Annotated in this window: 22 protein-coding genes; 19 read left to right on the forward strand and 3 right to left on the reverse strand. The window is 60.4% G+C overall.

Features of this window, described 5'->3' with window-relative positions; translation table 11 throughout:
* Positions 1 to 675: 675 nt before the first annotated feature.
* Positions 676 to 1065, reverse strand: a complete 390-nt coding sequence (locus NKH95_RS30400; protein ID WP_023735820.1) for a hypothetical protein — start codon at positions 1063 to 1065, stop codon at positions 676 to 678.
* Positions 1066 to 1468: 403 nt separating this feature from the next.
* On the opposite strand from NKH95_RS30400, the gene queC reads away from it, so the two are divergent.
* Genes queC through queE form a run of 3 tightly spaced genes read left to right on the forward strand, consistent with a single transcriptional unit; the run spans position 1469 to position 3254 of the window.
* Positions 1469 to 2167 carry a 7-cyano-7-deazaguanine synthase QueC gene (gene queC / locus NKH95_RS30405; protein WP_352441142.1) on the forward strand — a complete coding sequence of 233 codons (699 nt, stop codon included), beginning with the start codon at positions 1469 to 1471 and terminating at the stop codon, positions 2165 to 2167.
* The gene (queD, locus tag NKH95_RS30410; RefSeq protein ID WP_352894192.1) at positions 2167 to 2523 is read left to right on the forward strand and encodes a 6-carboxytetrahydropterin synthase QueD; all 357 of its coding nucleotides are present in this window, start codon (positions 2167 to 2169) and stop codon (positions 2521 to 2523) included. The genes queC and queD overlap by 1 nt, the downstream gene beginning before the upstream one ends.
* Positions 2520 to 3254 (forward strand): 7-carboxy-7-deazaguanine synthase QueE, encoded by a 735-nt coding sequence (queE, locus tag NKH95_RS30415; RefSeq protein ID WP_023735817.1) that lies wholly within the window; start codon positions 2520 to 2522, stop codon positions 3252 to 3254. The genes queD and queE overlap by 4 nt, the downstream gene beginning before the upstream one ends.
* A 335-nt stretch (positions 3255 to 3589) precedes the next feature.
* Here the strand turns inward: queE and hemN are convergent, their stop codons facing one another.
* Positions 3590 to 4939: an oxygen-independent coproporphyrinogen III oxidase gene (hemN, locus tag NKH95_RS30420; RefSeq protein ID WP_352441141.1), complete on the reverse strand. Its 1350-nt coding sequence runs from the start codon at positions 4937 to 4939 to the stop codon at positions 3590 to 3592.
* Between the two features lie 154 nt (positions 4940 to 5093).
* On the opposite strand from hemN, the gene NKH95_RS30425 reads away from it, so the two are divergent.
* The 15 genes from NKH95_RS30425 (at position 5094) to NKH95_RS30495 (ending at position 19218) form a co-directional block, all read left to right on the forward strand.
* Complete coding sequence (locus NKH95_RS30425; RefSeq protein WP_023766606.1) at positions 5094 to 5840, forward strand: Crp/Fnr family transcriptional regulator; 747 nt, start codon at positions 5094 to 5096, stop codon at positions 5838 to 5840.
* A gap of 547 nt (positions 5841 to 6387) precedes the next feature.
* Positions 6388 to 7998, forward strand: coding sequence for a cytochrome-c oxidase, cbb3-type subunit I (ccoN, locus tag NKH95_RS30430; RefSeq protein WP_352441140.1), 1611 nt, complete (start codon positions 6388 to 6390; stop codon positions 7996 to 7998).
* An 11-nt stretch (positions 7999 to 8009) separates the two neighbouring features.
* Entirely contained in the window at positions 8010 to 8741 is a 732-nt protein-coding gene (ccoO, locus tag NKH95_RS30435) for a cytochrome-c oxidase, cbb3-type subunit II (protein WP_352894195.1), read from the forward strand.
* An 11-nt stretch (positions 8742 to 8752) separates the two neighbouring features.
* Positions 8753 to 8902 carry a CcoQ/FixQ family Cbb3-type cytochrome c oxidase assembly chaperone gene (locus tag NKH95_RS30440; RefSeq protein WP_023766610.1) on the forward strand — a complete coding sequence of 50 codons (150 nt, stop codon included), beginning with the start codon at positions 8753 to 8755 and terminating at the stop codon, positions 8900 to 8902.
* A 2-nt stretch (positions 8903 to 8904) separates the two neighbouring features.
* Positions 8905 to 9768, forward strand: coding sequence for a cytochrome-c oxidase, cbb3-type subunit III (gene ccoP, locus NKH95_RS30445; protein WP_352894197.1), 864 nt, complete (start codon positions 8905 to 8907; stop codon positions 9766 to 9768).
* Positions 9769 to 9897: 129 nt separating this feature from the next.
* Complete coding sequence (ccoG, locus tag NKH95_RS30450) at positions 9898 to 11457, forward strand: cytochrome c oxidase accessory protein CcoG (protein WP_352894199.1); 1560 nt, start codon at positions 9898 to 9900, stop codon at positions 11455 to 11457.
* On the forward strand, positions 11454 to 11951 hold the full coding sequence (locus NKH95_RS30455; RefSeq protein ID WP_031261324.1) for a FixH family protein: 498 nt from the start codon (positions 11454 to 11456) through the stop codon (positions 11949 to 11951). Before ccoG ends, NKH95_RS30455 begins: the two co-directional genes overlap by 4 nt.
* Complete coding sequence (locus NKH95_RS30460; protein WP_352894203.1) at positions 11948 to 14236, forward strand: heavy metal translocating P-type ATPase; 2289 nt, start codon at positions 11948 to 11950, stop codon at positions 14234 to 14236. Before NKH95_RS30455 ends, NKH95_RS30460 begins: the two co-directional genes overlap by 4 nt.
* Complete coding sequence (gene ccoS / locus NKH95_RS30465; protein WP_023762793.1) at positions 14233 to 14403, forward strand: cbb3-type cytochrome oxidase assembly protein CcoS; 171 nt, start codon at positions 14233 to 14235, stop codon at positions 14401 to 14403. Before NKH95_RS30460 ends, ccoS (NKH95_RS30465) begins: the two co-directional genes overlap by 4 nt.
* A gap of 138 nt (positions 14404 to 14541) precedes the next feature.
* Positions 14542 to 14745 carry a CBS domain-containing protein gene (locus NKH95_RS30470; protein ID WP_352894206.1) on the forward strand — a complete coding sequence of 68 codons (204 nt, stop codon included), beginning with the start codon at positions 14542 to 14544 and terminating at the stop codon, positions 14743 to 14745.
* A complete protein-coding gene (locus NKH95_RS30475; protein ID WP_348625571.1) occupies positions 14745 to 14912 on the forward strand; it encodes a CBS domain-containing protein in 168 nt (55 codons plus the stop codon). Before NKH95_RS30470 ends, NKH95_RS30475 begins: the two co-directional genes overlap by 1 nt.
* Positions 14913 to 14981: 69 nt before the next feature.
* A complete protein-coding gene (locus tag NKH95_RS30480; RefSeq protein ID WP_352555409.1) occupies positions 14982 to 15140 on the forward strand; it encodes a BON domain-containing protein in 159 nt (52 codons plus the stop codon).
* Positions 15141 to 15309: 169 nt separating this feature from the next.
* Positions 15310 to 15426 carry a cbb3-type cytochrome oxidase assembly protein CcoS gene (gene ccoS, locus NKH95_RS30485; RefSeq protein WP_084025756.1) on the forward strand — a complete coding sequence of 39 codons (117 nt, stop codon included), beginning with the start codon at positions 15310 to 15312 and terminating at the stop codon, positions 15424 to 15426.
* Between the two features lie 406 nt (positions 15427 to 15832).
* Positions 15833 to 17014, forward strand: coding sequence for a 5-demethoxyubiquinol-8 5-hydroxylase UbiM (ubiM, locus tag NKH95_RS30490; protein ID WP_352894208.1), 1182 nt, complete (start codon positions 15833 to 15835; stop codon positions 17012 to 17014).
* A gap of 293 nt (positions 17015 to 17307) precedes the next feature.
* Complete coding sequence (locus NKH95_RS30495; RefSeq protein WP_352894205.1) at positions 17308 to 19218, forward strand: putative bifunctional diguanylate cyclase/phosphodiesterase; 1911 nt, start codon at positions 17308 to 17310, stop codon at positions 19216 to 19218.
* 94 nt (positions 19219 to 19312) lie between these two features.
* On the opposite strand, the gene NKH95_RS30500 is transcribed toward NKH95_RS30495, so the two are convergent.
* Positions 19313 to 19594 carry a DNA -binding domain-containing protein gene (locus NKH95_RS30500; protein WP_081731037.1) on the reverse strand — a complete coding sequence of 94 codons (282 nt, stop codon included), beginning with the start codon at positions 19592 to 19594 and terminating at the stop codon, positions 19313 to 19315.
* 104 nt (positions 19595 to 19698) lie between these two features.
* On the opposite strand from NKH95_RS30500, the gene NKH95_RS30505 reads away from it, so the two are divergent.
* Positions 19699 to 19932 carry a helix-turn-helix domain-containing protein gene (locus tag NKH95_RS30505; RefSeq protein ID WP_023735803.1) on the forward strand — a complete coding sequence of 78 codons (234 nt, stop codon included), beginning with the start codon at positions 19699 to 19701 and terminating at the stop codon, positions 19930 to 19932.
* Positions 19933 to 20215 lie beyond the last annotated feature (283 nt).

Genomic DNA, 20215 nt, shown 5'->3' on the forward strand with positions numbered 1-20215 from the left:
AGTTCGGCGAGGCGATGCTGGCGCTTGAGCATCAACTCGGCCTACGAGAGTGGCTACTCCTAGGCTGAATCGGCCAACTGGCCGGCATCGCGCCGCTCTGAAAATAACATGGCGGGCATCCTGACGTTTCCGGGTTGACTATGGGTGTTCGAACCACGAAAAGGGGCCGCTCTTCGTGAGTGGCGTGCGCCGGCAGTCTAACCCCAAGCCCCCCGCCCAGGCTGCCGGCGCGCTTCTAGAAAGATCGAGGTAGGCACTCGCTGCGCTCTGCCCGCCGACACCTTGTGCTTCCTCCAGCGAGTCCAGCGGACCACCATGGGTGTTGCAGTTCTGGTGCTTACCCACGTCCATTTGCGATCTCGGGTCATTGAGAGTACCGCAAGCACCCTCTCTGCTGGATGGCAACGCGGCTCGCGCCGCCCGTATGCAGCGCAAGCTCCATGCATGAGGTCGTCCCTTCAAAATACTTGATGCAGCTGCGCTTGCGTAGCTCCTTGCATGCGCTCGATGCCAGGAGGAGACCTCTGTCTACGCTCGCATCGATGCAACGCCGTTGATCACCATCATCGCGGCGACCGCTTCGCGGGGGCCGCAGCCGTTTTGGAGCATGACGATCATGCCGGCGCCATCGCAGTGACGCACATGCAAAATTCACAGATGCATTCTCGCCCAATGCTAGGTGCCCAGCATATGTCCGGCATCCCGCAACGCGGCTACGAAGAGACGGGCATTGCCGTTGGCATCCATCTTGGCCTGCATCGACAGGGGCATCCTGTGCCAGCTCTCCAAGGACGCAATGTAATGTGAGAACATACCGTTAACGATGCAATAGTGGGTAACTAGGCCGTGTACATCCAACGCCAGCACGCCGAATTGGCCGCCGTGATATCGGATGGCTGCGACCCGCTGGACCTGCGCGTCACCGTCGATCCGCACGTCGAAAAGCAGGATGCCGCGGCTCCTGGTGGCTATCTCGGCGGCTTTTTCAGCGAAGCTCAACGAGAGCGAGCGGACGCTTTCGACTGCCATCTGTAAAACCATCAAGTTCAGTTCATCCACTGACATAAGGTACCTGTGCGCAAGACATGGGTGATTGCAATCGACCACACCGCTTGTTCACAGATGTCGGCTCATCACCGGTTATTCAGGGTTTGCCGGTCATCTTTGCGGCAAGCCATCCGGGCTCCTTGTACCCTGCAACCGTTGCAGTGGCGTCCCTCGGCGCTCGGAACCGCCAGGCTCTGCTCGTCGAGAACTTTGTCCGCGAGCAGCGTTCGCTTGAGCATTCCGCTGAAGCGTGACGTCTCACCAGTCCGTGTCCTTCCAGCTCACCGCGAGGGCGTTTTGCGCACCGCACGCAAGCGCACGAAACTGGTCTCCGTTCACTTCACAAAATGGTTTTCCTGAAGTACTGGAGCGCAGAGAAATCTCCGGTCGCAGCCTACCCGGTTAAAACAAGGACCCAACGATGAAGACTCTCGTCGTCTGCTCCGGCGGATTGGATTCCGTTACTCTTGCTCACAAGGTGGCAGCGGAGCACCAGCTTACCGGCCTGCTATCGTTCGATTACGGCCAACGGCATAGGAAGGAATTGGGCTTCGCCACCCTTTGCGCGGAGCGCCTGGGCGTCCCGCAGCGAATCATTGATATCCACGAGATCGGCGGCGGCCTTTCCGGCTCCGCGCTGACCGACAATGTGGACGTGCCCGATGGGCACTATGCCGAAGATATGATGAAGGTAACGGTGGTGCCCAACCGGAACGCCATCATGTTGGCCATTGCCTTCGGCCTCGCCGCAGCGCAAGACGCTGACGCGGTGGCGACGGCCGTGCATGGTGGGGATCATATTGTCTATCCCGATTGCCGTCCGGCCTTCATCGATGCTTTCCAGATGATGCAGGACCACGCGCTCGACGGCTACGCGCAGATTCGCCTTTATGCACCCTATGTGAACCTGACGAAGGCGGACATTGTTAGGGATGGAGCCACATACGGCACGCCCTTTGCGCAGACCTGGTCCTGTTACAAGGGCGCCGAGCGTCATTGCGGGAGGTGCGGGACCTGCGTCGAGCGGCGTGAGGCGTTCCACATCGCTGGGCACCCGGACCCAACCGAGTACGAGGACTCCGACTTCTGGCTCGGAGCGCTGCGAAGGACCACCGCGTAATGTTCCGCATCACCAAGGAATTCCACTTCTCAGCCTCGCATCAGCTCACCTCATTGCCACCCGATCACCAATGCGCGCGCCTGCACGGACATAACTACATCGTCGAAGTGGAGCTTTCAGCGGATGGACTGGACGATCACGGCTTCGTGCGCGACTACCACGATTTGGCGCCATTCAAACGCTACATCGACGAGAGCTTCGACCACCGACATCTCAACGACGTGCTGGGACACGAGCAAGTCACGGCGGAAAATCTGGCCAGACATTTCTACGACTGGTGCAAGGCACGCCTGAGCGAAACCGCGGCCGTGCGGGTGAGCGAAACGCCGAAAACCTGGGCGGAATACCGGCCATGACCAATACGCATCCCGCAATCCGCGTTAGCGAGATTTTCGGGCCGACGATCCAGGGCGAGGGCGTGCTCATAGGTTTGCCGACGATCTTCGTCAGAACCGGCGGGTGTGACTTTCGCTGTTCCTGGTGCGACAGCCTGCATGCTGTGGACAATCAATTCCGCCATGAATGGGAGATGATGTCCGTCGGCGCGGTGTGGAAAAATGTGCTTGCGCTTTCCGGTGGCCGCCCGCTTATGGTGTCACTGTCAGGCGGCAATCCGGCCATCCAGCCGCTCGGCGCGCTCATCGACCGAGGCCATGGTGACGGTTACCGTTTTGCGCTGGAAACCCAAGGTTCGCTTGCCAGGGACTGGTTTGCGCACCTTGACGTGCTGATCCTCAGCCCAAAGCCGCCGTCAAGCCAAATGACGACAGATTGGGCCGCTGTCGAGGCGTGCCTCCAGGCGGCACAAGGCAAGCCCCAAATCGTGCTCAAGCTCATTGTTTTCGACGAAAGGGACTACGCCTACGCGAAAGACGCCGCTGCGCAATTTCCGCAACTTCCGATCTATCTGCAACCCGGCAATCACACGCCGCCACACCCGGCAAATGATGACGCGCCCGTCGACCTTGACGGAATATTGAAGCGCATGGAGTGGCTGGTTGACAGCGTGACCCGCGACAAATGGTTCGAAGCCCGCGTGCTACCGCAGCTGCACGTTATGCTCTGGGGTAACAAGAGAGCCGTCTAGGCCAAGCCCTTTCCACCGGAACTGCACCGGCATATTCGGGTGAACGGGTGGTTCAACGTTGACCGCGCTGCCGGGGTGCTTGCGGACTTCTACCACCGGCCCAAGTGTTGTCAGCCGCTTGCACGGCACCTTGCATTCTCCTTGCAAGGTCGAAGGGAGCTGTCGCCGACAACCATGATCTCACAGGCAGGGCATGAGCGGGCGACATCGTCGCCATGCCAAGACGCGTCTGGTCCGCTTCGAACCGTCTCGGCCGACGGTCGCCGGTCAACAGTGGAAAACGATCGCAATCGGTTCACGATCGAGTGAGAGCCATGACCGTTCCTCTGCGGTGCTCAGACTGCCGCCGAGTGCCTGGCCGTTCCAGTTTCGAAATATTTGTCGAACCTGGCCGCGATGCTTCGGACGAAAGGGCGACTTTCAGCCGGCACAACGAATCTGTCGCCATCAAGTTCAAGCAATCGAACCGGATCGTGGAGGGCCATGGAACTTGACTGAAGGAGGAGCCTCTGGCCGGCCTCGCCGAAGCGTTCCACCAGATCGATGGCCGAGAAGGCGAAGTCGCACATCAAACGTTCGATGATCCAGCCGCGAACGCGGTCGTCGTTGGAAAGTGCGATACCCCGAACAGCGGCCAGCCCGCCGTCATCAACCGTGCATCGATATTCGCTGGTCGAAGGCATGTTCTGCGCATAGCCCTGCCGAAACTGGCTGATGGACGATGGGCCTAGCCCAATCAAGGTTTCGCAGCAATCGTCGGTGTAACCCTGAAAGTTCCGGTGCAGTGTTCCGGCGCGGGCGGCAAGGGCCAGGGCATCGCCGGGTTTGGCGAAATGGTCGAGGCCGATTGCTTCGTACCCCTGGTCCACGATCGCCCGCGCCGCCAGTTGCAATTGAGCAAATCTCTCCGCGGGACCGGGCAGCCATGCCTCGTCTATCATGGTCTGATGTTTCTTGAACCACGGCACATGGGCGTAGCCAAAAAGCACTATCCTGTCGGGTTCCAAGGTCAGCGCCTGCGCGACGGTGGAGGAGACGCTCTCCCTCGTCTGGTGCGGCAAGCCGTAGAGCAGGTCTAGATTGACCGATTCGACGCCGCGCGAACGAACACCGTCGACTACCGCTTTGGTCTGCAAAAAGCTCTGCTCGCGGTTGATTGCCTTCTGAACCTTCGGATCGAAGTCCTGGACGCCGAGGCTCGCACGGGTCGTGCCGATTTCGGCAAGCGCATCGAGGCGGGCATCGTCCATATCATTGGGTTCGATTTCAACGCTGATCTTGGCGCCGGGAAGAAAGGCGAAGCTGTTGCGCAGGACGCTTCCCAGCGCCACAATATCCTCAGGTTCCAGCATCGTCGGGGAACCGCCGCCGAAATGAACCGCGCGAACTCGGCCCTTGCCGGTAACAAGGCCGCCAACCGTGGCGATCTCCGCATACAGCGAGCGCAGATAAGCGGCCACCGGCTCGTAGTGGCGGGTCTGTTTGGTATGGCACGCGCAGAACCAGCAGAGCCTGTCGCAATAGGGAATATGCAGGTAAAGCGATATCTCGTCACCACCTTCGAGCGCCTCCAACCAGCCTCGGTAAACGACGGCATCGACGCCCGCATGGAAATGGGGCGCAGTCGGATAACTGGTATAGCGCGGGACGTTCTCGCCAAATCTGGCAGCTAGCTTTTGTCGCATGTCGTGGTCCACCGTGTTTGCGTCGCCCGAACTGTGGATGCTTGGATGAGCCTAAGCCCTGATTTCGATCAACCTTCAGCACGGACAAACTGCCGCAAGGATTTTTCTACCGTGGATTGCTATCCTGCCCGCACTGGACCGGTAGAGCGATCGAATGACATTACGGCAGGATATTCACAGTTCCGGCATTCCCGTTCTTTGCCTGCCTTGCGAGGCACGGCGCCGCGGTGTCTGTGGCGCGCTCGAGCCAGACGATTTGGCTCAGCTCGCCAAAACGTCGTCGCGGCACAATATCGAGCCGGGGGTCGAACTGATCGGCGACGCCGAGGCGGTGGACTGTTATTCAAACGTGCTTTCAGGCGTGGTGAAGCTCACGAAGAGCCTTTCGGACGGCCGCCAGCAGATCGTCGGTCTCCAGTTCGCGCCGGATTTTCTGGGACGGCCCTTCAAGATGAAAAGTGCGATCAATGCGGAAGCGGCAACAGCTGTCTCGCTGTGCTCGTTTCCGAGAGCGGCCATCGAACGGATGATGAAGCAGTCACCCGAATTTGTGCATCGCCTGCTCAAGCAGGCGCTGAACGAACTTGACGAGGCCCGCGAATGGATGGTGACTCTGGGGCGCAAGACCGCACCAGAGAAGGTGGCGAGCTTTCTCCTCATGATTGCCCGGAACATCGACTCCAATGTTGACCCGGCGGCTAGGTCGGCATGCTTCGAGCTGCCGATGACGCGTGCCGACATATCTGATTTCCTTGGCATCACAAACGAGACCGTGAGCCGTCAGCTGACCAGCCTGAGAATGGACGGCGTGATTCGGATCGAGAACAACCGCCGCGTCACCGTGGACAGCATGAGCCGGCTGGAACGGCGCTGCGGCGGCCGAGGCGCAATAGCCGTTTGAATGACACGGAGCTGCATGGCCCACGCCACTTACTTCATTCGGGGCAGGGCATGCTCGCGTTGGGCTCAGAAGACATCGCGTAGCGACAGCCCGTTCTAATTCCGATCGTATACGCCAGTTGCGTTTCGGCTCGTCGGCGAAGCATCCACACTTGGCCGAAGTCAATATGCCTCATACGCAGGCGAAAATCGCCGTCTCCCCAAACTATAAATGTCGCGAAGGCAGCGCAACGCTGGCGCTGGCTGTTCCAAGGCATTGAAACGATCGACGTTCGGTAAGGCATCGGCCTGCTTACCAGCGTCACAGAAGGTGCGCTCACACGCCCGCGGTCGCCTCCTACCCGGGCCCCGACTGGGGACGCCGGGCCTGTCCATAAACCGGCGGCCGGTGCTGCACTTCCACATTCGACACAGTCTGATCGCACCGAACTCGATGCTGCTCGAAGCAAAATGGTGCGGCTCTGACATGGATCAGGGCGAGCAGGCGACGGCTGCGCAATAAGGCACCGCGGTTTGGCATCCGCCGGAATTGGAAATCGGGGCTTGCGATGAAATTCGGCAAAGAAATCGTGCTTCTAAGCCTGTTCGCATTCGCGGCTTTGGTGGCCGCTGGCGCTGGGGTGGATGAACCCTTTCGCCAGCATATGTGGGTCTTGTTCTTCGCCTTGGCTGGCTTCACTGCGATCCTGTTGCGCAACACTGAGTTCAAGCCTGCCGCGCCGATCGACCCGTCCGCTTACATGGACGGGCCAATCCGCTATGGCGCCATCGCCACCATGTTCTGGGGTGTCATCGGCATGCTTGTCGGCGTGGTCATCGCGCTGCAGCTTGCCTATCCCGATCTCAACATCCAGCCCTGGTTCAACTTTGGCCGTTTGCGGCCACTGCATACGTCGGGAGTCGTCTTCGCCTTCGGCGGCAACGCGCTGCTTTGCACGTCTCTCTATGTCGTGCAACGCACCTGCCGCGCCCGGCTGTTCGGCGGCGATCTCGGCTGGTTCGTGTTCTGGGGCTACCAGCTCTTCATCGTCATGGCAGCGACTGGCTACCTGCTCGGCATCACCGAGAGCCGCGAATACGCCGAGCCCGAATGGTATGTGGACATCTGGCTGACCATTGTCTGGGTCGCCTATCTCATCCTGTTCCTCGGCACGATCCTGAAGCGCAAGGAACCCCACATCTACGTCGCTAACTGGTTCTACCTGTCCTTCATCGTCACCATCGCGATGCTGCATGTGGTCAACAACCTCTCCATGCCCGCCTCCTTCCTGGGCTCGAAGAGCTATTCGGCTTTCTCCGGGGTCCAGGACGCTCTGACGCAATGGTGGTATGGCCACAACGCCGTGGGCTTCTTTCTGACCGCCGGCTTTCTCGGCATGATGTATTATTTCGTGCCCAAGCAGGCGAACCGGCCGGTCTATTCCTACCGGCTGTCGATCGTCCATTTCTGGGCAATCATCTTTCTCTACATCTGGGCTGGACCCCATCATTTGCACTACACCGCCTTGCCCGATTGGGCGCAGACGCTCGGCATGGTGTTCTCGATCATGCTGTGGATGCCGTCATGGGGCGGCATGATCAATGGCCTGATGACGCTGTCGGGCGCCTGGGACAAGCTCCGCACCGATCCGATCATCCGCATGATGGTGATGGCCATCGCCTTCTACGGCATGTCCACCTTCGAGGGCCCGATGATGTCGATCAAGACGGTCAACTCGCTGTCGCACTATACCGACTGGACCATCGGACACGTCCATTCGGGCGCACTCGGCTGGGTCGGCATGATCTCGTTCGGCGCGCTTTATTACATGGTGCCGAAGCTGTGGAACCGTGAACGGCTCTACTCGCTGCGCCTCGTTACCTGGCACTTCTGGCTGGCGACGCTTGGCATCGTTGTCTACGCGTCGGTCATGTGGGTGTCCGGCATCATGCAGGGCCTGATGTGGCGCGAATACGACGAGCAGGGCTTCCTGGTCTACTCCTTCGCCGAAACCGTGGCCGCCATGCACCCCTACTACATCATGCGCGCCATCGGCGGAGCCATGTACCTTTCCGGCGCCCTGATCATGGCGTGGAACATCGCCATGACCATCCTTGGCTACCGGCGCGAGGAGGATCCGATGCCCGGCTCCGTTCCCGCCCTCCAGCTTGCGCGATGATGAGACAGAAAATGAGGTTGATGAACAGACACGCGGTCATCGAGAAGAACGCTACACTTCTTCTCCTCGGGTCGCTGCTGGTCGTGACAATCGGCGGCATCGTCGAGATCGCGCCGCTGTTCTATCTCGACAACACGATCGAGAAGGTCGAAGGCATGCGGCCCTACTCGCCGCTCGAACTGGTCGGGCGCAACATCTATGTGCGTGAGGGATGCTATCTCTGCCATAGCCAGATGATCAGGCCGTTCCGCGACGAGGTTGAGCGCTACGGCCATTACAGCCTGGCGGCCGAGTCGATGTATGATCATCCCTTCCAGTGGGGATCGAAGCGCACCGGACCGGACCTCGCTCGGGTTGGCGATCGCTACTCCAATCTTTGGCATGTCGAGCACCTCACGGACCCTCGTTCCGTGGTGCCGGAATCCATCATGCCGAGCTATGGCTTTCTGAAGGATAGGCCGATCGCGGTGAAGGATTTCTCGACGCATCTGGTTGCCAACAGGCGCGTCGGCGTCCCCTACTCCGACGACATGGTCGTTAACGCCAATGCCGATTTGATGACGCAGGCTGATCCCAACGCCGACACATCCGGCCTCGAGGCCCGCTACCCCAAGGCCAGGATCGGCGATTTCGACGGTGATCCGCAGCAAGTCACCGAAATGGACGCCCTGGTTTCCTATCTCCAGATGCTCGGCACGCTTGTCGATTTCAAGAACTACGATGAGACCGCCGGCTACCGCTGAGGACAATGGCGATGACGTACAATTTCATGCGGGAGTTTGCCGACAGCTGGGGCCTGCTTGCCATGGCTCTTTTCTTCATCGGATCCGTTGCCTTTGCACTTCGTCCCGGCAGCCGCAGGCAAGCCGGCGAAGCAGCTCAAATTCCTCTGAAGGAGGACTGATCATGAGCAGCGATCACATTGACGAGGTTTCCGGCATCTCGACGACCGGTCATGAGTGGGACGGCATTCGCGAGCTCAACAACCCGCTCCCGCGCTGGTGGGTCATCACCCTCTACATGACCATAGTCTGGGCGATCGGTTACACAATTGCCTACCCGGCATGGCCGCTGTTGCACTCCGCGACAAAGGGTGTACTTGGCTATTCCAGCCGCAACGAAGTCAAGAACGAGTTGTCCGCGGCCGAAGCGGCAAAGGGCAAATATGTCGCCGCAATAGAGTCGAAAAGTGTTTCGGAGATTGCTGCGGATGACACGCTGCGCGAATTCGCCGTCGCTGCCGGCGCCGCCGCGTTCAAGGTCAATTGCGTGCAGTGCCACGGTTCTGGCGCCCAAGGGTCCAAGGGCTTTCCGAACCTAAATGACGACGACTGGCTGTGGGGCGGCGAGGTGGACCAGATCCAGCAGACGATCGCTCATGGCATCCGCTTCGCATCCGATCCGGATACGCGCTTGTCAGAGATGCCTGCCTTTGGCGACATCATCACCGCCGATCAGATCAAACAGGTCAGCACCTACGTTGCCAGCCTGTCCGGCACTGTCGGCGATCAATCGTTGGTCGCGCCCGGCGCCAAGGTCTTCGCCGAAAATTGCGTGGCCTGTCACGGCGACAATGCAAAAGGCAACAAGGAACTCGGCGCTCCAGATCTGACCGACGCCATCTGGCTCTACGGGTCAGGCGAAGCGGCCATCGCCGCCCAGGTCACCGCGCCGAAACAGGGCGTGATGCCGGCCTGGCGCGCGCGCCTCGGCGAGACCAAGGTCAAGGAACTGGCGGTCTACATCCATTCGCTTGGCGGCGGAGAATAGGAGCAGAAGCCTATTCTCGTCCTCCCCCTCCCGCCAAGCGACGAGGCCCGGCGCAAGCCGGGCCTCGGCATCATCCAGAACCGATGAGTCGGCTTCCGGCGAAATCGTCGCTGGTGACTGGAGCTTCTCGTGCTTGATAACACGCAAATAGAAAGGATCGAACCCACGCCGGTCAACTCCGCCAAGGTGCGTCAGCCAATGTATGCCGCGCGCAAGAAGATCTTCCCAAAGCGGGCCTCGGGCAGCTTTCGCCAGTTCAAATGGCTGGTGATGGCGGTCACGCTCGGCATCTACTATCTGACCCCGTGGCTGCGCTGGGACCGGGGCTCGTTTAGCCCGGACCAGGCCGTGCTGCTCGATGTCGCTAACCGGCGTTTCTATTTCTTCTTCATCGAGATATGGCCGCAGGAATTCTACTATGTCGCCGGCCTTCTGGTCATGGCCGGCGTCGGTCTTTTCCTGATCACCTCGACTGTCGGCCGTGCCTGGTGTGGCTACACATGCCCGCAGACCGTATGGGTCGACCTGTTCCTGGTCGTCGAGCGCGCGATAGAGGGCGACCGCAACGCTCGTATCAAGCTTGATGCCGGTCTCTGGACCCCCCGCAAACTCGTGCTGCGGGTATCGAAACACGCCATCTGGCTGGCCATAGGCGCGCTGACGGGCGGCGCCTGGATCTTCTATTTCGCTGACGCGCCGACGCTGCTCGGCGAACTCTTCACCGGCACGGCAGCGCCTGTCGCCTACATCACCGTCGCGGTTCTGGCGGCTACCACCTACACGTTCGGCGGTCTGATGCGCGAACAGGTCTGCACCTATATGTGCCCGTGGCCCCGCATCCAGGCGGCCATGCTCGATGAAAATTCCCTCACTGTCACCTACAATGACTGGCGCGGCGAACCGCGTTCGCGCCACGCCAAGAAGGTGCTGGCCGCAGGCCAGCTCGTGGGCGACTGCGTCGACTGCAATGCCTGTGTCGCGGTCTGCCCGATGGGGATCGACATTCGCGACGGCCAGCAGCTCGAATGCATCACTTGCGCGCTCTGCATCGACGCCTGTGACGGCGTCATGGACAAGCTCGGCAAGGAGCGTGGGCTGATCGCCTATGCGACGCTCTCCGATTACAACGCCAACATGATTCTGGCGACCGCGGGCGGGTCCAGCTCAGTCAATCCGGCGCTGGTCAGGACGGATGACGGCCTGTTTTCGGACAGAGTGGCGCATTTCCACATCCGCAAGATCTTTCGGCCACGCACCTATGTCTACATGGCTATGTGGTCGCTGATCGGCCTGGGCCTCCTCTACTCGCTGCTGACGCGCGACCGGCTCGAAATCAATGTCCTGCACGACCGCAATCCACAATTCGTCACGCTCTCCGACGGCTCGATCCGCAACGGCTACACCGTCAAGCTGCTCAACATGATCCCCGAGCCGAGGACGATCGTCGTAACCATGCAGGGCCTTGAAGGCGCTGACATGGTCGTCGTCGGCGACGACATCCCCGCAGGCCGTTCCTTCGCCATTCCGGTCGAACCCGACCGCCTGAAAATGCTGAGGGTCTTCGTTCGCCAGCCGGCGGACCAGATCCGCGCTCCGGCACAGACCTTCAAGTTCCGCGTCGAGGACAAGGCGAGCTTCGAGTCGGACGAATACACCGCCACCTTCAACGCGCCGGAGACTGCCAGATGAGCGCCAGAACACAAAAAACCCGCGAATTCACCGGCAGGCACATGTTGGCCATCATCCTGGCCTTTTTCGGTGTGGTCATCGCGGTCAATCTGACCATGGCGACGCTTGCCAACACGAGCTGGACCGGCCTGGTCGTCGAAAACACCTATGTGGCGAGCCAGCAGTTCAACAGGAAGGCCGAGGAAGGGCGGGCGCAGGCAGCCCTCGGCTGGACCGGCAAGCTGACCATCGCATCGGGTGAAGTCCGCTACGGCCTCATCGACGCCGCCGGCAAACCGGTTCCCTTGCATGGCGTGAAGGCGCTGTTTCGCCATCCCGCTTACGAAAAAGAGGATGAATCCATCAAGCTCGTCCTCGCCTCGGGTCAGGAATTCGCCGCCCAGCATTTGCCGAAGGATGGTGTCTGGATCGTCGAAGTCGACGCCGATGCCGGCCTGGATAAACCGTATCGCGACGTCCGCAGGATCATGATTTCCAATGGAGCGCTGCAATGAGCTGTTGTGCGCCAGGTGCTGAAATGGCGCTGGATATGGTCAGCGTGACCTCGGCCCTGCCGTCCAGCCAGGAAATCAAGCTGGCGAGCCGATCACTTGGCGACGACCTTCATCAGACCGAGCTTTCGATACCGGCTGTTCGCTGCGGTGCCTGCATTCAGACTATCGAGACGGCATTGGGAAAGCTCGATCATGTCGAAGCCGCCCGCGTCAACCTGTCAACGAGGCGGGTGTCTATCCGCTGGCGCGGCGACGACGTTCCGCCATTCGTCGCTATCCTCGGACGCCTGGGCTACCAGACACATCTGTTCGAAGCCGACACCGATACAAAGGACAAGACGCTCTCGGAGCTCATCCGCGCCGTCGCTGTTGCGGGCTTTGCGGCGGGCAACATCATGCTGCTTTCGGTCTCGGTCTGGTCCGGTGCCGAAGGCGCGACACGCGATCTGTTCCACTGGGTCTCGGCGCTTATCGCCATCCCTGCACTCGCCTTCGCCGGCGGCATCTTCTTCCGCTCGGCCTGGAATGCGTTGCGCCACGGTCGCATGAACATGGACGTGCCGATCGCGGTCGGGGTGTCGCTGGCATACGCCATGAGCCTCTATGAGACGATCACCCATGGCGACCACGCCTATTTCGACGCATCGGTGTCGCTGCTGTTCTTCCTCCTGATCGGCCGCACGTTGGATCATGTCATGCGCGAACGTGCCCGGACCGCCGTGAAAGGCCTGTCCCAGTTGGCCGCACGTGGCGCCATGGTGCTGCGCGGCGATGGTGCACGCGACTATCTGCCGGTTGGCGAGATCGAACTTGGCATGCTGCTGTTGATCGCTGCCGGCGAGAGAATCCCCGTCGACGGCAAGATCATTCAAGGGGCCTCGGATCTGGACTGCTCGTTGGTTTCCGGCGAGAGCACGCCTCGAAGCGTTGCAGCAGGCGAAGCCGTTCAGGCCGGTATCCTCAACCTAACCGGCCCGCTGACGATCGAGGCGACAGCCGCCGCGAAAGATTCGTTTCTGGCGGAAATGGTTCGGCTCATGGAAGCCGCAGAGGGCGGCCGCGCGCATTATCGCCGGATCGCCGATCGTGTTTCAGCGCTCTATGCCCCGGTGGTTCATCTGACCGCCTTCGCGACCTTCCTTGGCTGGATGGCGGCGACCGGTGACTGGCACCGGGCGATAACCATCGCCATTGCCGTTCTCATCATCACATGCCCGTGCGCGCTCGGCCTCGCCGTACCGATCGTCCAGGTGGTCGCGGCGCGGCGCCTGTTCGAGAACGGCATCATGGTCAAGGACGGTTCGGCCATGGAGCGCCTGGCGACGATCGATGCCGCGGTGTTCGACAAGACCGGAACGCTCACGCTCGGAAAACCGCGGCTCGTCAATGCATCGTCGATCGATCCGGCCATCCTGGCAATCGCGGCAGACATGGCCGCGCGTTCCCGCCATCCGTTTTCAAAGACCATAGCCGGCTTCGCCGCGCGGGGCGGGCAGCACAAATTCGATGCCGTCACCGAGCACCCGGGATTTGGCATCGAAGCCTCTGACGCCGGAAGCACCTGGCGGCTGGGCCGGCGCGGATGGGCTGGATGGAAGGCCCGGACCGGCGGCGAAGGCAAACATGGCTATGGCGGAACGGTGCTGACAAAAGACGGGTTCATTGTCGCGACCTTCGATTTTGAGGACGCGCTGCGCGCCGACGCCAGGGCGGCGATCGGGCAATTGACCCATGCTGGGATGTCGGTGGAAATGCTGTCGGGCGATACGGCGGCAGCCTGTGCCGAGGTTGCGACAGGGCTGGGTGTCGATGACTTCGTCCCCTGCCTGCTGCCGTCCGGCAAGGTTGAACGCATCGAGACGCTGGCGAGGGACGGGCACAAGGTTCTGATGGTTGGCGACGGGCTCAACGATACGCCGGCGCTGAGCGCTGCGCATGTCTCGATCGCACCCGCCACCGCCGCCGACATTGGCCGCAATGCAGCCGACTTCGTTTTCCTGCGCGAAAGCCTCTTGGCGGTCCCGCTGGCTGTTGACGTATCGCGCAAGGCGGGAAGCCTGATCCGACAGAACATAACAATTGCGATCGTTTATAATGCTGTTGCCGTGCCGATCGCCATTCTGGGCCATGTTACGCCTCTTATCGCCGCGGTCGCGATGTCAGCCTCGTCATTGCTCGTGGTTGGAAATGCCATGCGTCTGCAAGGCTTCGCAACGGGTGCGTCGTCCGCGATTGCGCGGCAAGACAGGCCCGCGCGGGCCGGCGCCTTGGCTCAATCGTCATGACGACGCTCGTCTACCTCATCCCCGTAGCGCTATTCCTTGGCGCACTCGGCCTGTCCGGCTTCCTTTGGGCGTTGAGAAGCGGCCAGTACGAGGATCTCGATGGCGCGGCGGAGCGCATTCTCATCGACAGCGACGACGGCGCGGAGAATGCCACTCGTTCCAAGTGACTCAGATCAACGCGCCGCGGGTCGGGATGTCCTATCGTCGTCCGACGAAAGATCAGGAGGGTGAGGATGCAAGCCGAACCCTTAATGACAAAGCCAGTCATCACGACGCATGCGAACGCGACGATCGCCGAAGCGGTCATGCTTTCAAGCAAAGTCAGCTGCCTGCCAGTAACGACCAGCGACGGCACCTTGGTTGGCGTTGTAAGCAAAAGCGACTTCTTGCGCCGAGAGGAACTCGGAACCCAGCGTGTGCGTCCGCGATGGCTGGAGCTTGATCTTGGCCCGGGCACAACCGCCAATGACTATGTGTGCGCTCGAATGGACGGATCATCCATCAGGTGATGACCACACACCTCATCTCGGCGCCTCCTGTCGACCTCATGATGCAACACCGCATCAACAATGTCCCGATTGTCGATCGGGAAAGGGTCGTCGGCATCATCACGCGAACTGATTTGCTGCTTGTCCTGATCCGCCATGCCGAAACAGGGAACCACGCCACCCGATGACGAACTGATCCGCAAGGCTATCCTTGCCGAACTGCAGCCACAAACCTGGAGCGGTGGGACTTGATCGATGTGAGGGTCAGCGACGGCCTTGTCGAACTGAAGGGGGCGATTGTCGACGAGCGTCAGTGGAAGGCAGCGATCGTTGCGGCTGAGAAGGTTGCCGGCGTCGGGCAAGTCAAGGACCGCCTCCTCCTCAGTACGGATCCGTTCTCAGTGATGGTTTCATAGCTGCGAAAAAAGCGGGGACGCCAAGCAGAGTCCCTTTGGTTTGCTCCCTTCCCACATCATTTGGACATGAGGCCGTCGGCGAGTTCCTTCGGCGTCTAGCGCGTTATGGTCGGAGAGCACGCTGTCGGCAGCAAGACGCCCGTCCTGACGGAAATGCGATGGCCGCTGCCTGTTTTGGTGGGGCTTGGACCGGGGCTTCCTGTGGATCTTGAAGAGCGGCCAATACGAAGATCTCGACGGCTCCGCCGAGCGGGTCCTTATCGATCGGGAAGAGCCGCGAGGCTGAACCGGTTGGCGGCGCCAACGACTGTGCGGATGCTGGTCGTCAGTCGACCGAATCTTTGCTGGCGATTGCCCGCGAGGCGCGCGTGCGAAGAACGGATCAGCCACAATACGTTGCCGAACCTTTGGCCAGGAGGGGCACGCGATTGGGAAGCCGACCATTCAGAATGCCCAGACATGCAGACGTTTTCACGGCAATCGACCACTCGACCGTGAACCCGCCGCTGACGGGTTTGTCGAGCCTGGTTGATCCAGATCAGCGTTATCTCTTCATCGGCATGGTTTCATTGACCAGGCTTCCAACGGAGAACGCATGTCTATCGAGTTGGGGAGATGAGCGGCAAACCGTGGGTGATTGCGATGCTTCAAGAGCGCTTCGTGTCGAAGATAGCCGCTTTGGCGGCACGCTGATGGCCGGCTATGTCGACAAATTCGACATCATTGTCGTCGGAGCTGGTCCGGTCGGACTTGCCTTCGCAGCATCGCTCGCCTGGAGCCCACTCAAGGTGGCAGTGGTTGAACGGCAGTCGCTCGACAGCCTGGCGAATCCGGCTTTCGACGGTCGCGAGATCGCGCTGACCCACGCATCAGTGAGAATCCTTCGCGAGCTCGGCGCCTGGGATGCCATCCCCGCATCGGACAAATCACCGCTTCATGGCGCGCGCGTGCTCAACGGATCCAGCCCTTTCGCCCTGAGCTTCGATGCTCCCAGCGGATCTGGGGAACCACTCGGATTTCTGGTCCCAAATTGTCGGATCCGCGATGCCCTGTTCAAAATTGTCCACTTCCAGGATCATGCCCGGCTCCTGTGCGGCAACTCGGTCGTCAATGCAACAAATAGCGAAGACGAGGCGGTCATAACGCTTTCTGATGGCAGGCAATTGGCCGCTCGGCTGCTCGTAGCAGCGGATTCGCGTTTGTCCCCGATGCGCGACCTGCTCGGCATTGGCGCCAACATCCATCCGCTTGGCCACTCCATGCTGATTTGCCGAGTGAGGCACGAGCGCGTCCATCACCAGATCGCGGTCGAATGGTTCGACCACCATCAGACCATAGCGATGTTGCCGCTCATGGAAGGCGTGTCGTCGCTGCTTCTGACTTTGCGCTCAAGCGAGGCCGACAGACTGTCTGCTCTCGATGACGAATTGTTCCGCATGGAATTGATGAACAGGTGTCGAGGACGCCTCGGGCAGATGACCCTGGCAAGCACCCGCCATGCCTATCCGCTGGTCACGACCTGGGCGCACAAGTTCTCGGCTCCGAGTGCGGCACTGATCGGCGATGCTGCCATCGGCATGCACCCGGTGACCGCGCATGGCTTTAACATCGGCCTCAGCGGCCAGAAGCAACTCGCTCATAAAATACTGACAGCATGTCGCGCCCGCCGCGACATTGCCGATCCCGACATGCTCGGCAGATACGAAAGCCGGCTGCGGCTGTCGGCGGGGCCGCTCTATCATGCCACCAACATGCTTGTCGGTCTCTACTCAAGCGAGCACCCGGCGGCACGGCTTGCAAGACATGCTGCGCTCCGCTTTGCCCAACATCTTCCCTTTGTCCGCCATGGCATTTCGGCCATGCTCAGGCGGTGAATCGCACAGAGCGCTGCCGCTCTGGAACGCTGTCTCGGCGAGGCTTCCTTGTCTTGCTGGCGCGCGTCGTCGCGGGCACGGCTGCTTCCTGGTGACGTTGCCGATCATGGCATGATTCGGATCAAGGCACGCGCGCGGGCGAAGCCTTGATGATTCGGCAATGCTAAGCCAAAGGTGTGACCCGCAGCATGGTGAGCGCACTGGTTACCCTCGCTGGGTAGTTAACCCGTCCTTCAGTGGGCTTGCATAGGTTTGGTCCTCGCGAACAACGACGCAAGCAAGCTGGTCCATTCATGGCACCCCTAAAGGAAGAAGAATCGCTGGAGGCCAAAATCCGTCAGGATCAGCTTGCTGACCTGAGGGCCGGGCTCTTCGTGTCGATGCCGATAAGCGCGATCCTGTCAGGCCTGATTTGCGCGGTGCAGGCCCTTTCTGGCGGCGGCTTTGCCGCTGCAAGCTGGTTCCTGGTCGTCAATGCGCTAAATGCCGCCCGGCTTGCACTCGCCCGTTTTCAGCTAAAGGAAACGGGGCGCCATCAGGATTTGCTTGGCGTTTTGCCGCGCCTTCGCATGTTTGGCGTCCTTGCCCTTCTGGCAGGGTTTGCCTGGTCCTTCCCGGCCGTGCTGACTGTTGGATACACAACACCACAAGCACCGATGCATCTGGTCATACTGGCGGGCATTTCAGCTGGTGCGGTTACATATGGCAGTTCGTATGCCGCGGCGGCGACCAGCTTCATCACACCTCCACTCCTCATCACGGTGGCGTGCCTTTTGGCGAAAGGCAATTTTGAACGCTACATTCTGGCTTTCACCGTTCTGCTCTTCATGGGCGGCTTGGTCCGAGCTTCGTTTGTTGGGCAGGCGCGCTTCCGCGAAGCAAGCCGCCTGAGACATGAGGCAGAGCGATTTGCGTCGGAAATGGAGCGCAACTCCAGGGAGGACCATCTGACCGCCCTTCTCAACAGGCGGGGCCTTGAACACGCCATCGGTCGGTTCAAGACCGCGGATGGCCCCTTCGTGGCAATGCTGATTGATCTGGACGGCTTCAAATCTGTCAACGACACCTACGGTCACAGGACCGGTGATGAACTGCTTGTCATGATCGCCCGCCGCATAGAGCAGGAAGCACCCGAAGGCTCAACGCTCGCTCGTATCGGCGGCGATGAATTCGTGCTGGTTTTTCCCTCAACGAGAGCTTCGCTTTCTGCCAGTGATCTCGCCTCCAATATCATAGCCAAAATTGCTCGCCCCTATATCGAGGTCGCGTCCGTTCGGGTCGGGGCATCGATAGGGATATACTTGGCGCAGACGCCGAGCCTGACTGAAATGTTGTTGCGGGCGGATATCGCCCTGTATACGGCCAAGCGCCATGGCAGGAACGAATTTTGCCTGTTCGATGCCGAACTCGACAGGGAACTGCAACGTCGCCAGTCGGTCGAACGGGATCTTCATTCGGCGATAAAGACGGGAAGATTGCAACCTTGGTTCCAGCCGATCGTGAAACTCGAAACCGAGACCGTGGTCGGTTTTGAAGCCTTGCTGAGATGGTCCCATCCGACGCATGGTGCCATCTCTCCACCCGAAATCATCACGGCCGCACGCGAAACCGGAATGCTTCAGCTGCTGACGCAAACCGTATTCGCCGACTGTTGTGCTTTTATCGACGGCTTGGTGAAAGCTGACTGTCGTGACATTCGTGTGGCGATGAATGTTTCCCCTCGCGAACTGGAAGCCGGCGATATCGACGACATGGTTCTGGATGGTCTGGCGGCAAGAGGCCTGCCTGCGACGATGTTCGAAATCGAGATTACCGAAGAATCGCCGGTGGACCCGGACAGAGTGGATGAAAAGCTCGGACGGCTTTCACATGCCGGTATTTCCATCGCGCTCGATGACTTCGGCACCGGCTTTTCTACCTTGGCATCTCTCAAGGACCGTCGGATACGCAAGGTGAAAATAGACCAGGGCTTCATTCGCGGCCTGGCCAAGTCCCGAGAGGACCGACTGCTTGTCAAATCGGTCATCGAACTCGGTGACATGCTCGGGATCGAGGTCATGGCCGAGGGCGTCGAAACAGAGGCGGATCGGCAAACCCTGCACAAGCTTGGCTGCCGAACCGCTCAAGGCTTCCTCTTCTCCAAGGCTGTGCCTTTGATGCAAGCACTGGAAGTGGCAGTCAAACAGCACGCGAACCAGTTGTGACCGCTCCCGCCGCGCCGGCCGTCGCGGCCGTGCGCTGCCGAATTTGGCTACAGAGACTTGCCTGCTCGAAACACGTGGCAGTGGGCGTTGTGCATCAGCCGGCGAACAGTTCCTTGTAGCCGGTCGTCACCATCCAGTTCGCACGGTCGATATGGCTGCGAAGAGCTTTGCGGGCGCGGACCGGGTCAATGGACGGGTCGATGCCGAGAATGCGCTCGGCCATCTCCTTTTCGCTGGCATTGTCGGCGCAGGCATCCAGGATCCGCAGGTAGATTGTGAAATGCTCCCTGTCGTAGCTCGTGAGGTTCTCCGACCAGGGGACTTCATCGCTCAAAGTTGAGCTTCGAGTCTCATCTGTTCCCATTGGTCCATTCATGCCTGCGAACCTCGCCTGTGAGCGCACGCAGCATATCCCAAAATGGGATAATCCGAAACCGGGATTAGTCGCTGATCCGGTCTTTACCCGACCGGTTCGCCTCCATGCCCAAATCCCTTCGATCGCCCCGCCACCAGCGGTTTCTGGCCCAGCTGGTTTCGCTGCGCAAGGCCAAAGGCCTGACCCAGGAGCAGCTGGCTGACAAGCTTGGTCGTCCCCAATCCTTCGTGGCCAAGTACGAGGGCGCAGAGCGGCGTCTCGACGTCATCGAGTTTCTCGACATAACTGCGGCCATTGACGCTGATCCGTGCGAGATTCTGTCCAGCCTCCGGTCCTAGCGGGCGCGCCGCATCTATCATGATCCGGACAGGAATATTGTCTAGGACAATGCCTCAATTTGTTGAAAGGCGAGCGCTGGTTTTCGGAGGAAGCCGCGCGCACGGCGGCGGTGCCGTCTGGGTTCTCGACGTAACTGCGCCGCCTGACCATGTGCGAAAAAACTTGGCGCGCGCCCGCGCGCCTGACGACGCGCACCAGGTGCTCGTGAACCGAGCCCGCTTTTCTTCGGCAAGCTCAGGCGGTCTCGGCCATTCGGCTTCGCCCCTTGGCGTGGGCAGCCCT

It is taken from the genome of Mesorhizobium sp. M0848 (assembly GCF_040319805.1).
In the GTDB taxonomy this organism is placed as follows: domain Bacteria; phylum Pseudomonadota; class Alphaproteobacteria; order Rhizobiales; family Rhizobiaceae; genus Mesorhizobium.